Raw genomic sequence first — 24173 nt, 5'->3', positions numbered from 1 at the left:
CCCTTACTCAACTACTTCAAATTATTAATAATTTTTGCTGTATTATCTAACTCTAGTTGCTTATAAAATAAGCTCCTAGCACCTTTGGGAATAAATCCAATCAACAATAAGCCTGCCAGTAATAAAGGCAGAATTATCAAAGCAACATGCATCACTGCTTCTGAACCTGTTAACACAGCACCAACACCTGCCAAATCAGCTATATAGCAAGCAGCAAAAAAGAAAATACAAGCCAGCAATAATACGGCTGCTGCATGCAATAAAATAGCCCCGATTTTGTTCACCCAAGACCATTTTTTACGTTTTTTCTCACTGGCAACCTCATAAGACTTAGAACGTGTATTCAGTTCTTTAAGCACTCGCCGCTGCGAATCATCTACGATTAAAGTTGCAATTTGGTTTTCACGCGATGCTAGTGTCATGTAAGGCAGATGTGCCATCACTTTAATATGCTGCTTAAATGTCTGACGAAATAACTGCTCTGGATCAATCTGATCAGGCAAGGTTAAACGTGCTAAAGGGTGATGCTGCCAAGAGGTATGTGCATAGTGAGTAATACGATCAACCCGCTTTTGGCGCAAATCAAACAACATACTACGAACTGCCGTATGCTGCCGAAAATCAGGTTCGGCCTGAGCTTGCACATAGTAAACAGGTGATGCGGAAACTAAAGTTGATAAATCCTGAGTTGCCGACTCCACCTCACCTACTGCCGCTAGATAGCGAATATGTTCATAGCGGCTTTCTAAATCCGTTTCTGCATTATAGTGTAACACTGCTAAAGAATGCTCCACAGCTTCACTAAACTTAGCTTGACTGTAGCAAGCATCAGCTAAATGCCGTTTAGCAAAATGTGCAAACAATACATCACCCTGCTCTAAAGCATAGCGAGTTGCAATCTGAAAATGATATTCAGCTTCTGCAAGCGACTCTAAAACCGTTAAATAAATCCAAGCTAGCTCAAAATGAGCGCGATAATTTTTGATATTAGTAGTGACAGCATCCTTTAACAAATACTCAGCTGTCACCATACTTTCATAGCCAGCCTGTTGCTCCACAGCTAAAGCTTCGGAAATCTTTAAATTAGCTAAATCAGCTTCTACTTCTGCACGGTAAACGCGAAAACCCCGTTGAACTTGCTTAGCTAGTTGTTCACGTAAGACTTGACGCTCCCGTGCTAAGCGTTGACCTTGCAACGACATACGCCCTGCCACCCCTTCTAATTGGGGACGCAGGCTAAAAATAATTTCATCTTTAGCACCAATACTACGCAGATTATTGCGTAAACCAGCATCTAATAAACTGTAAACATTCTCACGCTGCAATGATTTGAGCGGTACTAAATACTCCATATTGATGCGGTGAAAAGTAAAATGTTTACGTTTCGGGAAAAAGATAGCCCGAACTTGCTGAGCCTCTAGTCCTATAGGCATGGGGTTCATCCATAATTGATTTGACACACTCTTTTCAATTATAGACTGAAAACTTTATAGAGTTAGACTATTTTTTAGAAAATACCTAATTAGCACAAGTACTTAGCTAGCTTCTTGAGTACGCATGCGGGTTTTGAACTGGCTGGGAGGTTCACCACAACTCTTATTAAAGAAACGTGAAAAATAAGCCGGATCTTTGAAACCCAGTTCGTAAGCCACTTCATTCACTGATAAATTAGCGTACATAAGTTTACGCTTAGCTTCAGTCACTAAGCGCCCATGCATAATTTGTAGTGCATTTTGGCCTGTATAGCGTTGACATAGACGGTTCAAACGACTTTCCGTCATCCCCAAACGCTCTGCATAGCGATTAATTGACCAATGTTTGGTGTAATTATCTTCAAGCAGTTTTAAAAATTGCTCATAAATTGTTATTTTGGCATCAAACTGCTGTTCTGGTGTTTGCACATGCCCAGCTGCGCGCCCTAAGAGTACAAAAACAATTTTTAGATAAGCCCCTAATAAACAAGTTTGCCCACTTTGCGGTTGCTCATATTCCGCAACTAATTGGCGCACTAAAGAAAATAAGTTTTGGTTAGCAACACTCTGCTCATTCGAACGCATTAGTAAGGGTTGCATAAACAAAAACGGAAAGGCTTGACGCTCAGTTTCGGCAAAAGCACCCATTAAAAATGGCTCAGAAATAGTAATGATATAACCGCGCACATCAGGGTTATGGCGGAAACCATGCACCTCACGTGCAGGCACTGACAGAATACAAGGCCCCTGCTCTTCGGCACTCCAATCAGCCACCTGCAGAAAAACCTTACCCTCCTCGACAATCAAGAGCTGATGCATTTGATCATGGCGATGTGGATGAATTTCCCAATTATGTTTAGGCAAAGACTCCTCTAAGCGAGCAATATAAAGATAATGCGGTGCTTCCGCTGCTGAACTTTTGCCATAGAGTGAATAATGAGGAACATCTTTCATGTCTTTGCCGCCCTCGTCTGCTTAATGCGTATGTAAAGGCTCAAACTTAATTTGCTCATGCAAACAACAATTATGTTCTGTAGTACCTTGCTCGATTTGCAAAGTGCTATGCGCAATTGAAAACTTAGTTTTTAAAGCGTGCGTTAATTCATCCATGAAGGCATCCCCAGGATAGCCAGTAGGCATCACTAAATGCACAGTTAAGGCTGCTTCAGTAGTACTCATCCCCCAAACATGCAAATCGTGAATCGCACTCACGCCAGGTTGCTGTTGTAAAAACTGTGCAACTTTTAGTAAATCTACGCTTTTAGGTACAGCAAGCAAAGCTAATTGCGTTGATTCTCTTAGTAAATTCCAAGTACCCACTACTATTACCGCCACAATGATTAAGCTCATAAGTGGGTCGAGCCAATACCAGCCTGTGAGCAAAATCACTAAACCGGATAGCACGACTCCAAAAGATACTGCAGCATCTGCCAACATATGCAAATACGCACCGCGGATATTCAAGTCATCTTTGCTACCACGCATAAACAGCCAAGCCGAAATACCATTAATCATAATCCCTACTGCCGCAACCCACATCACTGTCGAACCCACTACTGGAGGCGGATTCATAAAACGATGTACTGCTTCCCAAGCAATCCCGCCACAAGCAACTAGTAATAAAACGGCATTGGCTAAAGCCGCTAAAATCGAACTACTGCGTAAACCATAAGTGAAGCGCTCATTAGGTACACGGCGTGCCAATAAGGTCGCCCCCCATGCCATCACTAAGCCTAAAACATCCGAAAGATTATGTCCTGCATCTGCCATTAAAGCGGTAGAGTTAGCAATTAGGCCATAAGTAAATTCAGTAAGCACAAAAGCAATATTTAAAACAATCGCAATTAAAAACGAACGCCCATAGTCAATAGGCTCGTGATGATGATCATGCTGCCCATGCTCAGAGTGAGTATGGCTAGAGTGTTCATGATCGTGGTGATGGTCGTGGGTAGCTGGCATTAAAACAATCCGTCTTTAGTCTAAGCTCAAGGAAGCCCTCTATTTACTACAATCCCTAGAGTAGCGCTAGGCAATCTGAGCTAATCTTCTGTAAGTAGACGATCTAAGGGCTAACGTCCAAGCAATAACAATACGATTGAAATTGATATAAACGACACTAAAGTGGTCATAAACAGCGTGCTTGCACAGAAATCCCTCAGCCCATAGCGCTCGCCCAAAATCGGGTAAATGCTCATCATTGGCGCTGCGGCTATAATAATCACTGCTTGCTGGAAGTTTTGATTAAAGTTGGGTAGTAGGAACACACACAATGCTACCAAAGCCGGATGAAGAATTAATTTGCCAAGCATCACTAATGAAATATCCGCCCAAGGCTGCTTTTCTTGTGGTTTTATATTTGCTAAAGCCGCGCCAATAAATAGCAATGCTAAACCCGCAGAAATTTTAGTGAGTAAATCCAAACTTTGAGTAATGGGTTTGGGTAAGGCTATACCTACTAATGAAATCGCCACACCCATAGCAATCGAGATAATCAGCGGATTTTTCACAATACGTAGTGCGACCGCGCGCAGGATATTGGCCGAATTGCTTTTATGCCCGACGCTATACTCCAGCAGCATTAATACAATAGGCAAAATTAGAATATTTTCAATCAGCACTGCCATCATTAAACTTAAAGAAGCAATTTCGGGCAAACCCAAACTCAAAGACAGCACCGGAAACCCCACGAACATGCTATTCGGGATAGACATGCCCATGCTTTGAATGGCGCTTTGAGTGAATGGATTACCCTTGAGTTTTAGGGTCAAAACAATGGCTACTAAGAGGTTTAATAAGGAGCCAAGACCATAGGCCAATAAAAAATATGGCTCGACAATTTCACTAATGTGAATCTTACTCAAGCCACCAATCATCACCGCTGGAATGGCAAGATAGAGCACAATATTACCCAAACTCGGCATTGCTTCGGCTTTAATCAATTCTCGCTTAAATGCAAAATAGCCAAGGCCAATTAAAATGAAAACGGGCGAGATCGTGAGCAGTATATTAAGCATTTAAAGCGGCTAATTCCTTGGCTTGCATGGTGACACGCATTTGTGCATTGGGCGTGCCAAAGCCTTGATAACCATTGCGCTGTACGATTTCAAAACAGAAGCGCCCTGCAAAAAGTTGGGTGAATAATTGGAAAAATACTCCATGCTCATCTTCATCATACAAAATATGATAATGCTGCAACTGTTCTAATAATTCATCCGCTAAATTAAAACGTGCTGCAAGATCATCGTAATAATTCGTGGTCACTTCCATTGTTGCACAATGTAGGCTTTCTAAACGTTTCGCCACCGCAAAAATATCCGGCGTGCGTAGCGCAATATGATTCACCCCACCACCTGCATAACGGCTGGCAATATAATTGGACACGGTTTGCGCAGCTTGAGAACTATTTAAGGTAAAGGCAACCGCTTTATCTGGCGTTTGCATCACTTGGCTTTTGACCAAGCCGCCCGGATCAGACACACTCACACTTGGGGTTGGCATCATAGCAAACAGTGAGCGATACAATAAAATCGAGTGCAGCATTTCCTCATAACTCATGCTCAAGGCCACATGATCAACGGCTTGTAAGTAAGCCTGTGGCGTATGGGTTTGCGCAATAAATTCACGCTCCCAATGGCTGGGCTGAATACTATCATCGACTAAGTACAGAAAACTGCCAATCGAACCCTCTACCGCTGGAATACCATGTGTGTCGGTTTGCGGATTGCCATACGCCAATTTATAACCGAGCTGTTTGGCACGTTGTTCTAGCGCAGGCACATTCGAGCAGCTCAAACCAAATGCACACACCGAGACACCATGTCGATCATGGTAACGCTGCGCAAAGCTATCCGGCTCAAGGTTCATCACCATATTAATCGCGCCCTGCCGCCACACCTCCACCGCTTTCTTGCGATGCGTGCCTGCATGACTAAAACCCAGATTGCCTAATAAGTGGGTGAGTGCTTGTTTTTCGCTTTGATTAACCGCGAACTCGATAAATTGAATTTCACTAGGAGGTTTAATGCTTGGTAATAAGTCGCCTTGTTGCTGCAGCACAGATTCGGAGGAGCGATTTAAATACACCAAGGAGCGATAACCATCACGCGCGGTATTTTCCGGCGAACCAGAACGAAATTGATCATTAAAAATCTCCAGTGAAAACGCGCCATTATAACCCGTCGCGTGCAGATTATTCATAAACTGCTCGAGTGGCAATTCGCCTTGTCCGGGAAAGCAGCGATAATGCCGACTCCATGACAGATGATCCATCGACAAACGTGGCGCATCGGCGACTTGTACCAGAAAAATCTTATCTCCTGGGATATTTAAAATTGCTTGTAAATCCACACCGCGCGAAAAAATATGAAAGGTATCAAGGCATAAACCAACTGCTGCATGATTCGCGCGACGCACGATCTCCCATGAATCGCGGTAATCATATACAAAACGTCCCCACGCCAGCGCTTCAAACGCCACGCGCATATTGCGAGCTTGAGCGCGCTCACCTAAAGCATGAAAATCATCGGCTGCACGTTGAATCCCGCCCAGAGCCTGCGGATGCACGCTACTGCATGCCATTAATAAATCCGTGCCGAGTTGCTCCATCAAATCGAACTTGCGCTCAGCACGGTCAAAGGCTTTGCTACGATAAGGTTCGGGCAAGCCTTCAAAATCGCGAAATGGCTGGTAGGTGACGATTTCCAAGCCGTGATCTTCAATCATGCGCCGTATTTCTGCCACCGAACCATCGTGGGTAATCAGATCATTTTCAAAAATCTCAATCCCATGAAAACCTGCTTTAGCAATCGCCTCAATTTTCTGGCGCAGTGTCCCCGACAGGCACACCGTGGCTATAGAATAACGCATAATTTAAACCTACTGACTGGAAGCTGTAAGCGCGAGCATCTATTGCCTCACGATCACGACTTATGAAATTTGCGTACTAAACCTTCGATAGCTAGTACATATCCATCCACCCCAAAACCGACCACAATACCGGCAGCGGCGGGGGAAATATAAGAATGATGGCGGAACGATTCGCGTGCATGGACATTAGAAATATGAATCTCAATCAGCGGCACTTCCGCGCCCTTAATCGCATCAAACAAGGCAATCGAGGTATGAGTATACGCGCCCGGATTCATCACGACACCTAGCACTGAGCCATCTTTTACGCCGCGCCCGGCTTCATGAATCGCATCAATCAGCACCCCTTCGTGATTCGATTGCAGGCATTTGACTGCAAAGCCCAAGCGCTTACCGGCGTCCACGCACATCGCTTCGACATCTTGTAAGGTGGTAGAACCGTATTGGGCGGGTTCACGTTGTCCTAAGAGATTGAGGTTGGGGCCATTTAATACCAAAATCGTTGTCATGCTAGTTCCTTATCAGTGATAAAAGACCCCAGCATGATGAGTGCTAGGGTCTGGAAAACCTTACTTTTTGCGTAAAGCGTCTAATTCACTGCTAAGTTTATCAACGGTTTCCTTGCCCACCAACTCTGCATGTTTAGCAATCACAGGCTTTAAGGTTTCGCGCATTTTGGCGATTTCTTCGGCGGGTAATTCAGTAATTTCCATACCGGCTTTTTTTACCTCTTCCAAAGCTGCGGTGGATTTTTCACGCGCTACCCCACGCTCATAAGTTGCGGCTTCGGTTGCTGCCTCACGCACTGCTGTTTGCTGCTCAGGCGTTAAACCATCCCAGGTTTTTTTGCTGACAATCACTGATTGCGGATTGTATTGATGATGAGTCAGTGCTAAGTATTTTTGCACCTCATAGAATTTGTTGGCAGCAATAACTGTCACAGGGTTTTCCTGTCCATCAATCGCTTTCTGTTCTAAGGCTGCATATACTTCTGGGAAAGGCATCGGGGTTGGATTTGCCCCTAAAGCTGAAACCCAATCCACATTAATCGCATTCGGAATCACGCGTAGTTTCAAGCCTTTAATATCATCCACTTTAGTGATGGGATGCTTGCTATTGGTCATATCACGGAAACCTAATTCCCAATAGGCTAAACCAACAATACCCTTCTCTTCTAACTTCGCATGTAAAGCTTTACCAAAATCCCCATCAACGATTTTGTCTGCTTCTTCCGAGTTATTGAACATAAAGGGAAAATCATACACGGCGAACTCTTTCACTTGTGAGGCTAAGATGCCAGAGTTCAGAACGACTATATCCAATGTCCCACCTTGTAGTGCGGAGACGTTTTGGGCATCACCGCCTAATGCACCACCCGCGAAGACTTTCACTTTTAAAGCACCTTTCGTTTTGCTATCCACTAACTCAGCAAACTTAGTAGCCCCCATTTCGAGTGGGTGACCTTTTGGGTTTTGCAGGGCTAATTTCAGCTCTTTATCCGCTGCAAAAGCCATACTCATGCTCGCAGCAGCCACTAATGCAACTAAACCTTTGACCATTAAACGTTTCATCTCAATTCCTCCAACAAACTCTAGAGCGACAAAATCGGGTGGCGAATGGACGGCGCTCTGGTCATCCACCCACGCTTAAATCAATAGAACCAAGACAAGGGTACGAGCACCAAGCTTGGAAAGAACACTAATAAGAACAGCACAATAAACTGAGCGATCATGAAGGGAATCACACCTTTAGACACCGCGCCCACACTCATACCACCAACACCCGCCATGACATTTAATACCGTGCCTACAGGAGGTGTAATCAAACCAATCACTCCATTCATCACAAACAACACTCCGAAATACACTGGATCAATACCTGCCTGCTTCACTACGGGCACTAATACAGGTGCAAGAATCAAAATAGTCGGAGTTAAATCCATAGCTGTACCAACCAGAATACAGATCAACATAATCGCAAGTAGTAACAGCGTCGGGCTATCCATTAACGGGCCTAAGAACTCCAGCACTTGCCCTGGTACATCCGCTACGGTAATCAAGTACGCAGAGACCATCGCGGCAGCCACTAAAAACATCACAGTTGCAGTAGTTTTCGCGGAGCCGACAAAGACCTCATAGAGTTGATGCCAAGTCATTTCACGGTAGATCACCATTGAGACAAAGAGAGCATAAACAGCAGCGACTACTGCGGCCTCAGTCGGGGTAAAAATACCCATTTTTAAACCGACCAAAACAATGATCGGTAAGAACAAGGCCCAAGTAGATTCTTTTAACGCCTTCATACGCTCAGCACCGGTAGCCTTTTTGGGTAAAGGACGATCAGGCTGTTTTTTTGCTTCACGATTGACCAGTAAATACCAAGTAATTGCAATTGCAACTGCCATAAACAGGCCGGGGAAAATACCTGCCATAAACAACTTGCCAATCGACACATCGGTGGCGACGCCAAATACTACAAAGGCAATCGACGGTGGAATAATCGGCGCAATAATCCCTGCTGAGGCAATCAACCCACCTGAAGTCGCTCGATCATGCCCAGCGGCTACCATCATCGGCAGTAATAAGGCACCTAAAGCAGCCGTATCAGCTACAGCAGAGCCAGACAAAGCAGCCATTAAACAGGCAGCTAAAATTGCGACATAACCCAAACCACCACGCACATGCCCCAATAAAGACAGGGCTAAATTCACAATGCGTTTGGATAAGCCACCCACATTCATAATTTCGCCAGCGAGCATAAAAAACGGCACGGCTAACAGAGGGAAGCTATTCGCACCTTCGATCAAGTTTTGTGCCAGAATTTGGGCATCGAACATATCCATATACAGCATTAAAGCCACACCGGATAAGAGCAAGGAATACGCTATCGGAATCCCCAGCATCATGGCAGCGAGGAGTACGACAATGAAAACGACAATAGTCATGATTTACTCCGCGTGTGAGCTGGATGGAGAGACACTAATCGGATTATTGAAATTGCGTATTGAATCCCAAGCATCTATTAATAAGATCAACGCACTAGAGATGGCAAAAAACACACCAACACCATAAAACCACGCTTGCGACCAACCAGTGACCGGAGCAGCATTGCTGGCATTAATTACCGTCTGTGCCCAACTACCTGTAAAAATCAGGTAAGTCACCCATAGCATTAAACCCAGTGCAAACAAATGGCAAATACGCTGTGCTTTTGGAGATAAAGCTGATACCACTTCGCCCAAGCTCATATGCGCTTTTTCATGTAAAGCTACCACTGCGCCCATAAAGGTCAACCACACAAATAGCCAACGTGATACTTCCTCAGAAAATGCAATGCCAGAGTTAAACCCATAACGCAGCACCACATTGCCGAACACTAATACCACCATTAAGGCGAGTAGCAATGCCATCAGTGCAGAAAGCACTCGGCAGTACATATCCATCAATCGCTTCATGCACTCCTCCTCACATGAAAGTTTTAACTAGCCATCAAACTATTGAAGGTGGATCGCAAAGCCTCAGCATCAGGCTTCAATCCGGTAATCAATTCAAATGCTGCTACCGCTTGAAATACGGCCATTCCTGCACCAGATGCCACACGGCAGCCTTTTGAACGTGCCGCTTTAAGTAATTCGGTTTCAAGCGGGAAATAAATAATGTCGACGACCCATAAACGAGCTTCGATTAGCTCTAAAGGAAATGGGCTACCAGGCAATTTCGCCATACCTACTGGAGTCGCATTCACTAAGCCATCAAGTTGCGGAATTAAGTCAGGTGTAATAGCAGTAGCGACAGCACGTTCAACCCCATATTGTGCACTTAGACTTTGTGCTAATTCCTGAGAGCGCTCAGTACTGACATCGGTAATAAATAGCTTAGTCACACCTGATTGGAGTAAAGCATGTGCCACGGCCAGCCCTGCTCCACCTGCACCAATCAGTAACACATGATCGTGTTTAGCAGCCCCCATTTGCTCTTGGAAGCTCAAAGCGAAGCCCGATAAATCGGTATTGTGTCCAATACGTTTACCGTCTTTAAAGACCACTGTATTCACTGCACCCACTGCTTTTGCAGTAGCCCCCAATTCATCTAGGAAAGGAATAACTTGCTGTTTATACGGGAAGGTAATGTTTAAACCAGAAAACCCACAGTATTGCGTAGCGTTCAATAACTGCTCAAGGCTGGGTTTATTTGAACCCATTTGGTCGGTATCGAGGAGTTGGTAGAAATAATGTAAGCCAAGGCGCTCACCTTCAGCTTGATGCATCGCCGGGGTACGTGAACCCTGAATCCCCTGCCCAATCAAGCCAGCCAACACTTTGCGGCGCTGTAGAATCGGGGTATGGGTAATTGTTTGATCGAGCTCTGGCACGATGCTCCTCCTCAAGTTGTAACGTTTTTATACTTTGTACCAATTGGTTCATTTGGTCAAGCTATTTTGTACCATTTAGTTAATTTATTTTTACATTATGCTAGAATTCATTATGCAAGCCGCAATCTGCTTGCGTTTCACCCCTGAAGCGGCTAAAACAGTCGGCCTAAAAATCGCAACTGCAGAGGAACCTTTCATGTCAGCGCCCGATGAGGAAAAACTGTTAGAAACCAAAACCGGTTGGAAACAAAACCCTGAAGCAGTGCGCATGGATATTATTAAAGTCGCGACCGAAGAATTCGCCCTGAATGGTTTATCTGGCGCGCGGGTGAATGAAATTGCTGCCAAAACCAAAACTTCAAAACGGATGATTTATTACTATTTTGGCGATAAAGATGGTTTGTATCAGCAGGTCTTAGTGGAGGCCTATCGTGAGGTGCGCGAAGGCGAAGGCGAGCTAGATTTAGAGCATTTAGCACCTTTAGCTGCCTTAAAAAAGCTCGTGGAGTTCACCTTTGATCATCATCGACGCAATCCCGATTTTATTCGACTAGTCATGATCGAAAATATTCATCACGGCGACTATATGAAACATGCCCCACTGATTCAAGCCCTGAACCAACCGGTGATTGAGCGCCTTGAACGCATTTATGCGCGGGGCTTGGAGGAAAAATTGTTTCGCGAAGGTATTACTGCCTTAGAATTGCACTGGCAGATTAGCGCTTTGAGCTTTTTCAATGTCTCAAATCAAACCACTTTTTCCTTGAGCTTTGGTAAGCGTTTGTTTACCAAAACAGGACAAGCGGCGCTTAAACAGCAAGTGGTGCATATGGTATTGAGATTTGTATTACGCCCTGAATGGATTGAGCAATCTTTAGAGACCAAGATAAGAGCTTAAATACTACTAGGCTCTCCTAACTAGTGTTAACAGTGCGAAAGCTAACACTAGCAAGTAATTTAACTAACTTGTACAAAACTCCGGAAACTCGTTAGGATAAGCCGCTTTCATTCACAGTATTAGCACTATTTTGAATACCAATAACTCTACAATGCGTGGCATTGTCCTTACGCTAATTGCCCTATTTTTCTTTGCGAGCATGGATACCACCATCAAATACCTCGCTGAATCTTATAATATCCCACTGATTGTCGCGATTCGCTATATCGTTAATACCTTATTTATCGTTGCCATCTTTGCGCCGCGCCAAGGCAAAACCTTAATCAAGACGCAGCGTACCGGCTTAGTATTAATACGTGCTGCTAGCCTTACGATTATGTCTTTACTAGTCGGTTTCGCCTTAAAAGTCATGCCAGTAGCGGAAATGATTGCGATTAGTTTTCTCTCACCTTTGCTCGTGGCTTTATTAGCGCGCCCTCTGTTAGGTGAAACCATAGGCTTCTTAGGCTGGTTGGCGACTTTAGTTGGTTTTACTGGTGTTATGTTTATTGCGCAACCAGGCAATGGATTAGCTACGAGTGGTATAATGTTGATGCTCTTGGCGGTCATCGTGAATACTTTCTATCAACTACTTTCACGGCTGTTAGCGGCCTCCGAAACTACCCTTGCTTTATTGTTTTATGCTTCATTTTTTGGTGCTCTAGTCTTTGGCTTGACTCTACCTTGGGCTTGGTATGGCATGAAACCAAGCCATTTGCAGTTGGTATTATTTATTAGTACCGGCATCACCGGTGGCATCGGTCATTATCTATTTACTGCTGCTTATCGCTATGCGCCCGCCACCGTCATTGCTCCAATCACTTATTTTCAACTACTCTGGGCGGGTTTATTTGGCTGGCTGGTATTTAACCATGTCCCAAGTTCGTGGAGTATCCTGGGCATGATACTAGTGATTGCTTCCGGCTTTATTATGATGTTGAAAACCCGCCAACCTGTCCCTAGCAAAGCAGCGTAAAGCCCAGCAACCACCAAATTCAACCTAAGTGTTAGGCTGCATTGTTGTCACTAACAAGTTCTAAAAAATATTTAAGATATATCTTATTAAGCTCTTGATCTATTTTTTATAAAGATATATCTTAGACACATAAAGAATGATCTTTATAGAGATTTAATTAATTTTAGGATAAATAGTAATGATGAGAAGAATGTGTCGGCAACATACACAAAAGCATGCGCGTCGTGATGATGAATGGGGGATGGGGCGCAGTCCAGGACGTGGGCGTGAGCGCCTCTTTGAAGCGGGTGCTTTACGCTTAGTGATTTTGCATCTGTTACAAGAGCGCCCACGCCACGGTTACGAAATAATCAAAGCGATTCAAGAATTAACTGGTGGCACATATAGCCCAAGCCCAGGTGTGATTTACCCAAGTCTGACTCTCTTAGAGGAGATGGGACAAGTAGTGATTAGCGAACAAGCAGGTAAAAAACAATACACCCTGACTACAGCGGGAATACAAGCTTTAACGGATCAAGAGGAAGCTATCCAGCGAATTCTGCATAAACTCCAAGGGATCGGCTCTAAAGCAGATGCACGCCGTTTACCGGAGTTACAACGTCCAATGCAAAACTTAAAAATGGCACTGCAACTACGCTTAGAAAAAGGCGATATTACGCCCGACATACTGCATAAAATTGTCGATGCTTTAGACCAGGCAACGATTACTATTGAGCGTAGCTAAGAACAGACCATGAAGCAAAATACCTATCAAGTAAGGATTGAACAAATCAGTGATAAACAAGGTAGGGCCGTTAAGCTGCCCGCCTTGAGTTTCCAAGCTCGGAATCATGATGATTTATTTAATCTGGTCGAGCAGATTAAAAATCGTGGTTTATTGAATGCGGATGACAGTGCGGCCTTTGCGGTTGGTTTAAAGCTGTTTGGGGAAATACTACTAGAAAATCGCGCTCAACCTTTCTTCAAAGAGTTGATTCCACACATGGGCGCGATTATGCAAGTGATTAAAGGGACTAAGCCAGATTAAGGCTTAGCCCCACATGTATTTTATAAACGAGCCTCACATAGACAATGTACGACAGCATTGAATGGCTGTTCAGGCTTAATTAAACGCTGTAAACGAGTTGTTTCATGTTGCAACTGTTTCAGCTCAGGCTGTAAAACAGTGGGTACTAAACTTTCAGGTAAGCTTGACTGTAAATCTGCAAATAATTGCGTACCCATTAGCTTTTGCAAGAACCAATCATATTCAGATTCTTCATTTTCAATATACCGCACCGATGCACCATCCGGTAATTTAGCTAGTTGCTTAGCTGCATTCACTGCATCCTGCAAACTACCTAAGGCATCGACTAAGCCACGATCTAAAGCTTGTTGCCCTGTCCAAACGCGCCCTTGCGCCACCTCATTCACCTTTTCTACTGGCATCTTACGTGCTTTACTCACATGACCGAGAAAAGTTTGGTAAGTGCTATGAATATAGGTTTCCATTAGTTTTTCAAAACGTGGGTCAGGGGCTTTACGCAAGTCACCGGCACTTTTTAACCAAGTCGTTGCATAGCCACCTTGATGAATACCTAATTTATCCATCAAGCCCTCGAAAGTGGGAAATAGCGTAATCACGCCAATCGAGCCGGTAATCGTTGCTGCATCTGCAAAGATTTTATCAGAAGCAGTTGAAATCCAATAACCACCGGATGCAGCCACATCCCCCATCGAAACAACCACGGGTTTACCTGCCTCACGGGTCGCAGCTAATTCACGCCGAATCAGCTCAGAACCGAACACTGCTCCTCCAGGTGAATTAACGCGTAGCACAATCGCTTTCACCGTATCATCTAAGCGTGCTTGGCGCACTAGAGCAGCCGTAGTTTCGCCGCCAATGGTTTGGCGAGGTGCTTCGCCATCAATAATTTCGCCTTCAGCAACAATAATGCCCACACCATCACCACTCGTATCTGGCTTAGCTAGGCTGGCTAAATAAGCTTCATAACCAATTTGGCGGAACGTATTATGTTCACTGTCTGCTTCACCATTTTTAATGAAGTCTTCACGCACCTGCTGAATATCTTTTAACCCAGTCACCAAACCTTGATCCAGCGACATTTTAGCTAAGTCACCACCCGCTGCCTCTAAAGGTGCAGGTAAATCATTAATGAGTTGCATGATTTTACCTTGCGGTAACTCACGCGCTTGTTCAATCTCATTAGTCACGACCGACCATAAATCATCCAATAGATAAGCACTCGACTCCAAAGTCGCTTGGGAAGGGGCTTTATCCGTGAATTGCTCGGCCATATTTTTATAAGGCCCCGTGCGTACCACATGGACTTTCACACCCAGCTTTTCTAAAGCTTCCGCATAGTAACTATTGTCACCGCCTAAACCGTCCAGCAACAGACCACCGGCAGGATCTAACCAAACTTCATTCGCATGAGCGGCTAAGAAATATTGAGCTTGTGAATAATTAGGTGCCCAAGCCACCACTGTTTTACCGGAAGCTTGGAAGCGTTTTACAGCTGCACTAGCTTCACGCAAGGAGGCTAAGCCACCGCCATCGAACTGATCTAATTTTAATAACACTCGGGTGATGTGCGTATCTTCGGCAGCAGCTTTCAATACAGCCACTAAATCGCGGAGCTGCACTTCGTTATTTAATTCATCCCCACTGGCTAAAGATAAAAGAGAGCTATCAGGTCGACTTTTTTCTTCAACTAAAGACCCTTTCAAGTCAAGAACTAAAGCGGTTTTATCTTTAATTGTTACCACTTCTTTCTCAGAACAACTCCGCACCATCAGTGACACTAGTGCAATCAAGATAACTAGTGTCAACAGATTTAAAATCCAACGCCGCAACCAAGTTAAGCCACGCCCTATTCCACCAAAAAAACCGCTTACCCGCCCCCGCCGCTCTACCTGAACCTGCATCTTTGTTTTCCATTTATGAGAAGAAATTGGATTTTAGCCTAGCTTAAAGCCAGACGCTTAATAGCCTCAATAATTTTTGCTTAAAACACGGGCAACTCAACAAATTTCGTTTATTTTTCGTACAAATTTCAGGACAGTCTAGCCCACCTACAACTAAGCTGAGCGCTTATAAAAACAATAATCGTTTCATAAACACTTAATTTAACTCAACCTAAAGGGAGCAATACAACATGAAAAAATTAATTCTTAGCGTAGTTCTTAGCTTGGGCGTAAGCCAAGCCGTCTTAGCAGCACCTCAATTCACGGGTAAAAACAAAATCTCTTCAGTCGCTTTAGGATGGGCTGCTGATACTATGGCTGTCACACTATTGAATACACCAATTATTAATCCAGCAGGCTGTACTGTAATTAACGGTGGCTATGCAACTCTACCAACAGATACTGGTAGAGGGCTCTATCACAACTTTATAAGAGATGCTTATTTCCGAGGAACATCTATTCGCCTATTAATTAGTGATAATTCTTGCGCCTTTTCTAAACCTAGAATTATTGGTGTTTTACTGGATTAATAACAAACCAGCTTAGTTCTCATTAAGCTTAATCTTATTAATCTTTAAAGGTCGTTTCTTATGAAAAGAATCTTTTTTAGCTCACTATTGCTAATAAGTTTATCAGGCGTAGCTTTAGGTGCACCGCATCAATTTACCTCTGAAAGTGGCCTTGCTCAAATTGTTTTCGTACCTAGTACTGATGCAATGCTAGTCAGTTTAACCAGCCAAACCAGTATAGTTAATCCAGCAAATTGCTCAACCACTGACTCTGGCTACGCAACACATCCATCGGATGGTGGCAGAAATTTGTATCAAGATTTTTTGCGGGAAGCCTATTTTCAAGTCTACTCTGTCAAATTATTAATTAGTGGAACTTCCTGTGCATTGAATAGACCGAGAATTATTGGTGTTTTACCCGGAACAGGTATTATTGATTAACATACTATCAAACCTAGGAGAAAAACCATGCATCATAAAACGATTCTAACCACTTTGCTATTAATACCCTTTGCAACATTAATAACAGCAAATGCGACACCTAAAGCAACTTATATTAATGTTTCAACAGGCTTCTGTTTAGACAGCAATCCAGAAGGCAAAGTATATACACTAGCTTGTAACGGTGGGAATTATCAAAATTGGACGAAATCAGGAAAAAATTAATAAATGTCTCCACAGGACTTTGCTTAGACAGCAATCCTCAAGGACAAGTTTATACACTAGCCTGTAACGGTGGAAACTATCAAAATTGGCAATAAACTTATAAAACCGAATTAAATAAGTCCTCTAACTCATACACCAAGCCCAAATTCCTTTGCATAATCAGCTCATGCGCGCCCAAGCCTTGTTGAATACGTTGTTTTGCCTCATGCAACAAGGCTGGGTAATCTGTAAAATCTTGCAGCTTCAAATACTTAGCTAGATTTTCAGCCACCACGATACATTGCCAAGCCAATTTTAAATGCCCTTGAAAAGCCTTAGCTGCCCCTATCCCCAACATCACCGCAATTTGCCCCTCTTGATCACCTAATTGCAAATAGTCGGTCATACTCTTTTGCAAAAGAACTAAAGCAGATTCCACATTACCCTCACTTAGCTCTAAGTAGCCCAAACTACATAAAGCTTGCGCCCGATACAGTAAAAATCCTAATTGCTCCGTGAGTTGAATGCTTTGCTGCAAATAAGCTCGCGCCAGTTGTACTTGTTTCAACTGTGCATTCACACGCCCTAAGTTGATCAAAGCGTAAGGCATACTCAAGGTTAAGCCAATTTTTTGATTTAAACTGATACACTCCTCAAAAAGCTGTATAGCTTGATTCTCTCGCCCTAGCTTAAGTAAGGCATGACCCACATTCACTAAATTAATTTGATACCCGCCCTCATCACCGCTATCCATAAATAAGCGCATACTCTGCTGACCGGATTCAACTGACTCTAAATATCGACCTTGTAAACGTCGCAAGATGCTTAATACAAATAAGCCCCGAGCTGAGCTTATCTTTCCACCAAAATGCTCAGCCATGTTCCGGCCAGCCTGCACATATTGATCGGCTAAACTATGCTTATCGAGAACGGCTGATATGCCTCCCGCCGCTAATAAAGCCATACCTTGAGCAAGGGAGGGAGGGGCATTACGATGTAAACCAAGAAAACGTTCTAACCAACTGAAACCTTCTTGCCAATGATTTGATAAAAACCAAAACATGCCTAAGCTTCCAGCCAAGTTTAAACCTAAATCTGATAAACCCTTGGGACTTAACTGTTTAGCAGCCAGACATAAACTCAAACATTCTCGAAAATGATCATTTTCTTGAGTCAGTTGCTGAATAATAGTGAGCTGCCGCCCACTTAATATCTGAGCATCAGCCGTACTCGCTAACTCTAAATAATACTCAATAAAGCGCTGTGCCATGCGCCACTCGGAGTCTTCTGCAATACGAAGATGACTCGCATACTCACGCATGACCTCATGCAGGATATAATGTCCTGTTGGTTCTCGGCTCAGCATGGACTTATCAATCAAACCACTATAATCACCTAAATGCGCCCCCGTAATCGCTGAAGCCGCTTCACGCGTAAAACCACCACGAAATAGTGAGAGGACTTGCATCATCCTCTGCTCACGCGGGCTGAGCATTTGCCAGCTCTGCATAAGCACTTGTCTTAAAGACCCTATTGCCTCGGGATCAGTCGTGGTATTCAATGTGGTTAATTGCTGCTTCAACTCCGTCAACACCTCAGCACAGGACAGGTGTTTAAGCCAAGTGGCGGCAATTTCAATCCCTAAAGGCATACCATTCACTAGACGGCAAATCTGCAGAATCAGTGCTTGATCCTCCTCTGTGGGTGCAAAACTATAATTCACCCGCCGCGCTGTTTGTACAAATAAAACAAAGCTAGGACAGCTAGCGGCTGCTTGAATTAAGGGCGTCACAGCTAAACCCTGCAAGTGATACAGCCATTCACCATAAACCTGTAAGGGTTTACGAGAAGTAAGCAGAATTTTTAACTGGGGGCAGGCTGTTAATAAGTTCTCACATAGATGCTCTTCATCTGGTAGCAGATGTTCAAAATTATCTAAAATAATTAAAGCCTGCTGATGCGCCAAAGCTCTCTGCAATTGTTCAACAGGCGAGCGCTGTCCTTGTAAACTAAGCCCAATACTTGCGGCAATAGCACTTGGAATTAACCGCGCACATTGCACAGTGACTAGCTCCACCCAATAGATACCTTGCGAAAACTGCAGCCTGCATGACTGCATTAAGGTTTTCGCTAAGCGTGATTTACCAACACCACCAAAACCCAATAGAGTGATTAAGCGGCAAGCCGGATCTAATAGCATTTGCTCTAATTGGTGTAACTCTTGGCTACGCCCCAGCAAAGGCAGTAGCTCATCAAAAACCCTCGATGGTTTAGAAGTTAATTTTTCAGCGGCTATTAAAATATAGCCACGCCGCGGCACAGTCTTTAATAATTGGTGTTGCTTGTCTTGTAAACTTTGGCGAATCTCCGCGATGCACTGCACTAAAGAATCATCCGTGACACAACTGCCTTTCCAAACTTTGGTAAATAACTCATCCTTGGAAACGAGTTGATTTGCATGACTGGCTAGATAATGCAAAACCTGCAAAGACTGATTCCGCAAAATACAAGGTTGATGATTTGAATCGCTAAGCTGCTGTTGGTTTAGGTCATAAAAGTAATGACCAATTTGCAGTTGACTCATAGGCAAACCCAAAGCGTTGAGATAATTTCGAGTATAGCTTCTGGCATTAAAACCATACTCCCATCTATTGATACTTTAGTTTAGCCGAGCGGCAGCGCCAATTTATCCACCACCTTTCTAAGCACAAAGCTAGTATGCACACTGGTTACTCCTGTAATGCGATTAATTCGATTTAGCAGTAAATCTTGATAATGATCTAAATCTTTCACAATCACTTTGAGTTGATAATCAGCGGTTTGGCCGGTAATCAATAAGCACTCCAAAACTTCAGGAATATCTTGAATCTGCTGCTCAAAAGTCTTGAAGCGTTCATCAGTGTGTTTATCCATTGCAATCGAAATCAAGGCCATCAAGGTATAGCCAAGCTTTTTTGCATCCACGACAGCATGGTAAGCCTTAATAATCCCCGCCTCTTCCAAAGCACGTACCCGCCGCAAACAAGGTGAAGGTGACAAGCCAATTTGATCGGCTAGCTCTTGATTGCTCATCCGGCCATGAGCTTGTAAGCGTTGCAAAATTTGGTAATCGTAGCGATCTAATTCCATCTTAATCATCCATCTAAACAGATTATTCTAATAAATATATTTTTAGCGCAATTTTCTGTTTATATAAAGCTATTTAGCGCTTTAAAACGCAATCCTCTGCTAAGCACTTTTGCTTATAGTAGTGGCATTCAACCATTCACTGAGTAGAAAAAATGTTAAAGCAGCCCGCTACCAAATACCGCGCATTCCCGCCGATTAGCTTGCCGGATCGTCAATGGCCAAGCCGTACGATTACTCAAGCGCCAATTTGGATGAGCACCGATTTGCGCGATGGCAATCAGTCTTTGTTCGAGCCTATGAATAGCACGCAAAAATTACGTCTGTTTCAGGAATTGTGCACGATCGGTTTTAAGGAAATTGAAGTGGGCTTCCCTTCTGCCTCACAAACTGATTTCAACTTTGTGCGCCAACTCATTACTGAAGGGCATATTCCAAGCGATGTCACTATCGAGGTCTTGACCCAAGCGCGCGAGCATTTGATTCGCCAAACCATTGAATCGTTGAGCGGTGTGAAACGTGCCATTGTGCATGTTTATAATGCGACTAGCCCGCAATTCCGTGATGTGGTGTTTAGCTTGAGCCAAGCTGAAGTGATTGATTTAGCGGTACAATCGGTCAAGTTAGTCAAAACTTTAGTCGCTGAGCATCCCGAAACCGAATGGGTTTTGCAATATAGCCCTGAAACCTTCAGCATGACCGAATTAGACTTTGCTTTAGCAATTTGCAATGCGGTCACGGATGCTTGGGAAGCCACACCAAGTAATAAAATCATTTTGAATTTGCCCGCCACGGTGGAAGCTGCCACCCCGAATATTTATGCCGATCAAATCGAATGGATGCACCGTCATTTAGCTAAACGCGACAGTATTATCATTAGTTTGCATCCGCATAATGACCGTGGTACTGCAGTGGCAGCCACCGAATTAGCCTTAATGGCGGGGGCAGATCGGGTCGAAGGCTGTTTATTCGGGCATGGCGAACGTACCGGCAATGTTGACTTAGTCACGATGGCTTTGAATCTTTATACTCAAGGCGTTGATCCTGAATTGGATTTTTCCAATGTGAATGCAGTGGCTCGTTTGGTTGAGGAATGCACTCAATTGCCGGTACATCCGCGCCATCCTTATGTGGGCGATTTGGTGTTCACTGCCTTTTCTGGCTCACATCAAGATGCGATTAAAAAAGGTTTTGCGGCACAAAAACCGGATGCGATTTGGAATGTTCCTTACTTGCCGCTTGATCCGGCTGATGTGGGACGCACGTATGATTCGGTGATTCGGGTGAATAGCCAATCGGGTAAAGGTGGCATTGCTTATTTAATGGAGCATGTACATGGCATTGTGATGCCGCGCCGCTTACAGATTGAGTTTGCCGCAGTGGTTCAGCAGCACATGGATGCTTCTGGACAAGAAATGAGCTCAGAGGATTTGTGGAACATCTTCAATCAGCACTATTTAGCCAGCACGACACCGTTTGCTTATCAACAACATCATTTATTTGAACATGGTCATGCCCAAGGCATTCGGGTACTGATGAATAGGCAAGAGGAGCAACACTGGATCACGGGTGAAGGCAATGGCCCAATTGATGCTTTCATGCATGCATTGGCGCAAGTGGGGATTGAGGTGAAAGTACATAGCTATGAAGAGCGTTCCATGAGCTCCAGCGCTAGTGCAGGCAATGCTAAAGCCTGTGCCTTTGTTGAGTTAGCACAAGTGGGACAAAGTACAATGACTTATGGCGTGGGCATTGATGAGAATATTATTACCGCGTCCTTGAAAGCGATTATTAGTAGCTTGAATCGTTTAGGTGATGGTGTGGTAGCAAATTATCAGAAAGCGGCTTAACCTTTCTTAAGCTGAGCTAGTTTTCAAAGCTAGCTCAGCTCTACTCAAAGATAAGTACCCAGCAAAATGCAGGAATAATCGTCGCTACGTGTCAATAAGCCAGTTGTAAATACGTTATGAGCTTCTTTTAATAGCGTTTTGCTTTAAGATGCGCGTTTTAACACAAATCAGTGCGCCTACCTAGCACCCGCGAAAATCTCTATGTCCAGCCCTCAAACCCTAAATTGCCCTCATTTTCAGGCTAAACGTTGTCTGTCTTGTACTTGGATTGAGCAGCCTTATGCACAACAATTAGCTGCCAAGCAGGCCGTGCTAAAAGGTTTGCTGGCTAATTTCGAAGTGGAAGAATGGTGCGAACCCGTGCCTAGCCCACTGCAAGGTTTTCGCAATAAGGCAAAGATGGTGGTATTAGGCGCTGCCCATCAACCGATTTTAGGTATCCTAAGTCCTGATGGCACCGCACAAAGTCTAATCGATTGCCCGTTGTATCCCCCTGCGATGCAGGCTTTATTAAAGCGTTTGGAGCGTTGGATTCAGCAAGCTGGTTTACCGCCCTATCGCCTTGATAAACAAAAGGGTGAATTAAAATATATCTTACTCACTCAGAGCATGGCATATGACCACTATATGCTACGTTTTGTATTACGTAGTGAACAAGTTATTCCGCGCATTCAAGCAAACCTCGCTTTATTATTAGCAGATTTTCCAAACATCACGGTTATTTCTGCGAATATTCAACCCATCCACATGGCTATTTTAGAAGGTGAGCAGGAAATATTTTTAAGTGCGACAAAATGTCTGCCCGAACAATTTAATCATGTGCCGTTATATATTCGCCCGAAAAGCTTTTTCCAAACGAATCCAACAGTAGCAGCCGCGCTTTATCAAACGGCACGTGAATGGACACAAGCACTACAGCCTAAAGTCATCTGGGATTTATTCTGTGGTGTGGGTGGTTTTGGTTTGCACTGTGTAAGCACTGAGTCGCAACTCACGGGGATTGAAATTGCAGCGGAGGCGATTGCTTGTGCGCGCGACTCAGCACAAGCAATGGGCTTGAAGAAAATAAATTTCCAAGCACTCGATTCGGCAAAATTTAATCATCCATCCGCTGAAAAACCTGATTTGGTGATTGTGAATCCCCCACGGCGTGGAATTGGCAAAGCTGTTTGTGAGTATTTAGCAGATTTGAACCCTAAGGCCATTCTTTATTCAAGCTGCAATGCAGAAAGTCTTACACAGGATTTAAAGTATTTAGAGGGCTATCAAATCCAAAAAGTGCAAATCTTTGATATGTTTGCACATACGGGGCATTTTGAAAGCTTGGTTTTATTAGTCAATGCATAAACACTAAGCTAAGCTACTATAATAAGGCTTAACTGAGTTAGTTTACTGTCCTTGATACCCCAAAGCCACACAGAGGGTCTGAACTAAGCATAAAGTAGAATTCAAGGATCTAAAACCGCGTACATCAGCTTCACGCACAATGAATACATAATCAGCAACTTGTGTATGTGGGCATAATTCACTATCTGTAATTAACAAAATTTTTGCCCCTTGATCACGTGCAAAATGAACTGCTTCCGTCGTCGTTTTACCATAAGGATTGAAAGTAATCGCGACTAAAACCGAGTCTGTTTGAATCCACTTCATCTGCTCGGGTGCCATGGCTCCCTGCCCATCAATGACGTGGCAGCGTACATCCATTTGGCTCAAAGCATAATCCATGTAAACGGCTGCCGGATACATACGCCTTACCCCACAAATGAAAACTTCATTAGCACTTGCCAAAGCTTGCACGGCAGCGGCTAAGCTTTCCGGTTTAATTTGCTGTTGTAATAAACCTAAGGCGAGGCTATTGCCCTCGGCAAAATCATGCAGCAATAAAGCGGGAGTGACAGTACCATTACCACCTGCTTTCTTAAGTTGATTAATACGCTCACGGTAGTTGCTGGGATGATCAATAATCTGATTTTTATACAGACGCTGCACTTCAGAAAAACCATCAAAGCCAAAGTAATTAGCAAAACGCACCAAGGTCGAGGCATGCACACCGGCTTTTTCAGCAATTTCGGCCAAGGTATTGAAGGCGATTTGTTGGGGATGCTCCACTAAATACACTGCCACTAATTTAAGGCGGGCACTAAGTTTGGGCTGTTCGGCAACGATTAAAGTATGTAATTCTTCAACCGTCTGCGGCAAGCGAGTTGTGGTTTCGGGCATAGCTGAACTCATAAGTCATTCCTTTATTAATCCTCATCTCTGCCCGCCCCTCAGGTAACACGTTTTACGACGGGAAAGCGAACTGAACTTTTTCGCGCACCGCGGAGGACGGCCAGCGCTGGGTAATAGTTTTGCGACGGGTGTAGAAACGTACACTATCCGGACCATACGCCGAGAGGTCGCCAAACAAGGAGCGCTTCCAACCACCAAAGCTGTGGTAGGACACCGGTA

General features: G+C 44.0%; 23 protein-coding genes and 1 pseudogene. 9 read left to right on the top strand and 15 right to left on the bottom strand.

What is annotated here, in order from left to right; translation table 11 throughout:
• Positions 1 to 11 precede the first annotated feature (11 nt).
• From Q0230_RS18455 to Q0230_RS18410, 10 genes are all read right to left on the bottom strand, one after another.
• Complete coding sequence (locus Q0230_RS18455) at positions 12 to 1433, bottom strand: hypothetical protein (RefSeq protein WP_298612883.1); 1422 nt, start codon at positions 1431 to 1433, stop codon at positions 12 to 14.
• Between the two features lie 102 nt (positions 1434 to 1535).
• Positions 1536 to 2426 (bottom strand): helix-turn-helix domain-containing protein, encoded by an 891-nt coding sequence (locus Q0230_RS18450; RefSeq protein ID WP_298612880.1) that lies wholly within the window; start codon positions 2424 to 2426, stop codon positions 1536 to 1538.
• Between the two features lie 21 nt (positions 2427 to 2447).
• Entirely contained in the window at positions 2448 to 3431 is a 984-nt protein-coding gene (locus tag Q0230_RS18445) for a cation diffusion facilitator family transporter (protein ID WP_298612877.1), read from the bottom strand.
• 110 nt (positions 3432 to 3541) lie between these two features.
• A complete protein-coding gene (locus Q0230_RS18440; RefSeq protein WP_298612872.1) occupies positions 3542 to 4486 on the bottom strand; it encodes an AEC family transporter in 945 nt (314 codons plus the stop codon).
• The gene (locus Q0230_RS18435; RefSeq protein WP_298612869.1) at positions 4479 to 6338 is read right to left on the bottom strand and encodes a bifunctional sugar phosphate isomerase/epimerase/4-hydroxyphenylpyruvate dioxygenase family protein; all 1860 of its coding nucleotides are present in this window, start codon (positions 6336 to 6338) and stop codon (positions 4479 to 4481) included. The genes Q0230_RS18440 and Q0230_RS18435 overlap by 8 nt, the downstream gene beginning before the upstream one ends.
• Before the next feature lie 53 nt (positions 6339 to 6391).
• Positions 6392 to 6847, bottom strand: coding sequence for a type II 3-dehydroquinate dehydratase (aroQ, locus tag Q0230_RS18430; RefSeq protein ID WP_298612866.1), 456 nt, complete (start codon positions 6845 to 6847; stop codon positions 6392 to 6394).
• A 60-nt stretch (positions 6848 to 6907) separates the two neighbouring features.
• On the bottom strand, positions 6908 to 7909 hold the full coding sequence (locus Q0230_RS18425) for a TRAP transporter substrate-binding protein (RefSeq protein WP_298612862.1): 1002 nt from the start codon (positions 7907 to 7909) through the stop codon (positions 6908 to 6910).
• 80 nt (positions 7910 to 7989) lie between these two features.
• The gene (locus Q0230_RS18420; RefSeq protein ID WP_298612859.1) at positions 7990 to 9282 is read right to left on the bottom strand and encodes a TRAP transporter large permease; all 1293 of its coding nucleotides are present in this window, start codon (positions 9280 to 9282) and stop codon (positions 7990 to 7992) included.
• 3 nt (positions 9283 to 9285) lie between these two features.
• Positions 9286 to 9792: a TRAP transporter small permease gene (locus Q0230_RS18415; RefSeq protein ID WP_298612856.1), complete on the bottom strand. Its 507-nt coding sequence runs from the start codon at positions 9790 to 9792 to the stop codon at positions 9286 to 9288.
• A gap of 23 nt (positions 9793 to 9815) precedes the next feature.
• A complete protein-coding gene (locus tag Q0230_RS18410; RefSeq protein WP_298612853.1) occupies positions 9816 to 10709 on the bottom strand; it encodes a shikimate dehydrogenase in 894 nt (297 codons plus the stop codon).
• Positions 10710 to 10821: 112 nt separating this feature from the next.
• On the opposite strand from Q0230_RS18410, the gene Q0230_RS18405 reads away from it, so the two are divergent.
• From Q0230_RS18405 to Q0230_RS18390, 4 genes are all read left to right on the top strand, one after another.
• The gene (locus tag Q0230_RS18405) at positions 10822 to 11607 is read left to right on the top strand and encodes a TetR/AcrR family transcriptional regulator (protein WP_298612850.1); all 786 of its coding nucleotides are present in this window, start codon (positions 10822 to 10824) and stop codon (positions 11605 to 11607) included.
• 151 nt (positions 11608 to 11758) lie between these two features.
• Entirely contained in the window at positions 11759 to 12622 is an 864-nt protein-coding gene (locus tag Q0230_RS18400; RefSeq protein ID WP_298612847.1) for a DMT family transporter, read from the top strand.
• Between the two features lie 178 nt (positions 12623 to 12800).
• On the top strand, positions 12801 to 13346 hold the full coding sequence (locus Q0230_RS18395) for a PadR family transcriptional regulator (protein WP_298612845.1): 546 nt from the start codon (positions 12801 to 12803) through the stop codon (positions 13344 to 13346).
• A 9-nt stretch (positions 13347 to 13355) separates the two neighbouring features.
• Positions 13356 to 13649, top strand: a complete 294-nt coding sequence (locus tag Q0230_RS18390) for a DUF3861 domain-containing protein (protein WP_298612843.1) — start codon at positions 13356 to 13358, stop codon at positions 13647 to 13649.
• 20 nt (positions 13650 to 13669) lie between these two features.
• Here Q0230_RS18390 and sppA read toward each other — a convergent pair whose 3' ends face one another.
• Entirely contained in the window at positions 13670 to 15550 is a 1881-nt protein-coding gene (sppA, locus tag Q0230_RS18385) for a signal peptide peptidase SppA (RefSeq protein WP_298612840.1), read from the bottom strand.
• A 230-nt stretch (positions 15551 to 15780) separates the two neighbouring features.
• On the opposite strand from sppA, the gene Q0230_RS18380 reads away from it, so the two are divergent.
• The 3 genes from Q0230_RS18380 to Q0230_RS18370 are packed head-to-tail and all read left to right on the top strand — an operon-like array spanning position 15781 to position 16764.
• Positions 15781 to 16119, top strand: a complete 339-nt coding sequence (locus tag Q0230_RS18380) for a hypothetical protein (RefSeq protein ID WP_298612836.1) — start codon at positions 15781 to 15783, stop codon at positions 16117 to 16119.
• Between the two features lie 60 nt (positions 16120 to 16179).
• Positions 16180 to 16539: a hypothetical protein gene (locus Q0230_RS18375; RefSeq protein ID WP_298612833.1), complete on the top strand. Its 360-nt coding sequence runs from the start codon at positions 16180 to 16182 to the stop codon at positions 16537 to 16539.
• 27 nt (positions 16540 to 16566) lie between these two features.
• The gene (locus Q0230_RS18370; RefSeq protein ID WP_298612830.1) at positions 16567 to 16764 is read left to right on the top strand and encodes a hypothetical protein; all 198 of its coding nucleotides are present in this window, start codon (positions 16567 to 16569) and stop codon (positions 16762 to 16764) included.
• Positions 16765 to 16861: 97 nt separating this feature from the next.
• Here Q0230_RS18370 and Q0230_RS18365 read toward each other — a convergent pair whose 3' ends face one another.
• Both Q0230_RS18365 and Q0230_RS18360 read right to left on the bottom strand, forming a co-directional pair.
• Complete coding sequence (locus Q0230_RS18365) at positions 16862 to 19327, bottom strand: tetratricopeptide repeat protein (protein ID WP_298612827.1); 2466 nt, start codon at positions 19325 to 19327, stop codon at positions 16862 to 16864.
• Between the two features lie 80 nt (positions 19328 to 19407).
• A complete protein-coding gene (locus Q0230_RS18360) occupies positions 19408 to 19872 on the bottom strand; it encodes an Lrp/AsnC family transcriptional regulator (RefSeq protein WP_298612824.1) in 465 nt (154 codons plus the stop codon).
• A gap of 152 nt (positions 19873 to 20024) precedes the next feature.
• Here Q0230_RS18360 and leuA point away from each other — a divergent pair, with 152 nt between their 5' ends.
• Positions 20025 to 21719 carry a 2-isopropylmalate synthase gene (gene leuA / locus Q0230_RS18355; RefSeq protein WP_298612821.1) on the top strand — a complete coding sequence of 565 codons (1695 nt, stop codon included), beginning with the start codon at positions 20025 to 20027 and terminating at the stop codon, positions 21717 to 21719.
• Positions 21720 to 21920: 201 nt separating this feature from the next.
• A complete protein-coding gene (rlmC, locus tag Q0230_RS18350) occupies positions 21921 to 23066 on the top strand; it encodes a 23S rRNA (uracil(747)-C(5))-methyltransferase RlmC (RefSeq protein WP_298612818.1) in 1146 nt (381 codons plus the stop codon).
• 42 nt (positions 23067 to 23108) lie between these two features.
• On the opposite strand, the gene Q0230_RS18345 is transcribed toward rlmC, so the two are convergent.
• Both Q0230_RS18345 and Q0230_RS19710 read right to left on the bottom strand, forming a co-directional pair.
• Positions 23109 to 23954 carry a MurR/RpiR family transcriptional regulator gene (locus Q0230_RS18345; protein WP_298612815.1) on the bottom strand — a complete coding sequence of 282 codons (846 nt, stop codon included), beginning with the start codon at positions 23952 to 23954 and terminating at the stop codon, positions 23109 to 23111.
• Between the two features lie 52 nt (positions 23955 to 24006).
• Positions 24007 to 24173, bottom strand: a pseudogene (locus Q0230_RS19710) (methylmalonate-semialdehyde dehydrogenase (CoA acylating)); the annotation flags it as partial.

The organism is uncultured Thiothrix sp. (assembly GCF_937876535.1).
Lineage (GTDB): Bacteria > Pseudomonadota > Gammaproteobacteria > Thiotrichales > Thiotrichaceae > Thiolinea.
This window is presented reverse-complemented; position numbering and strand designations above follow the sequence as displayed.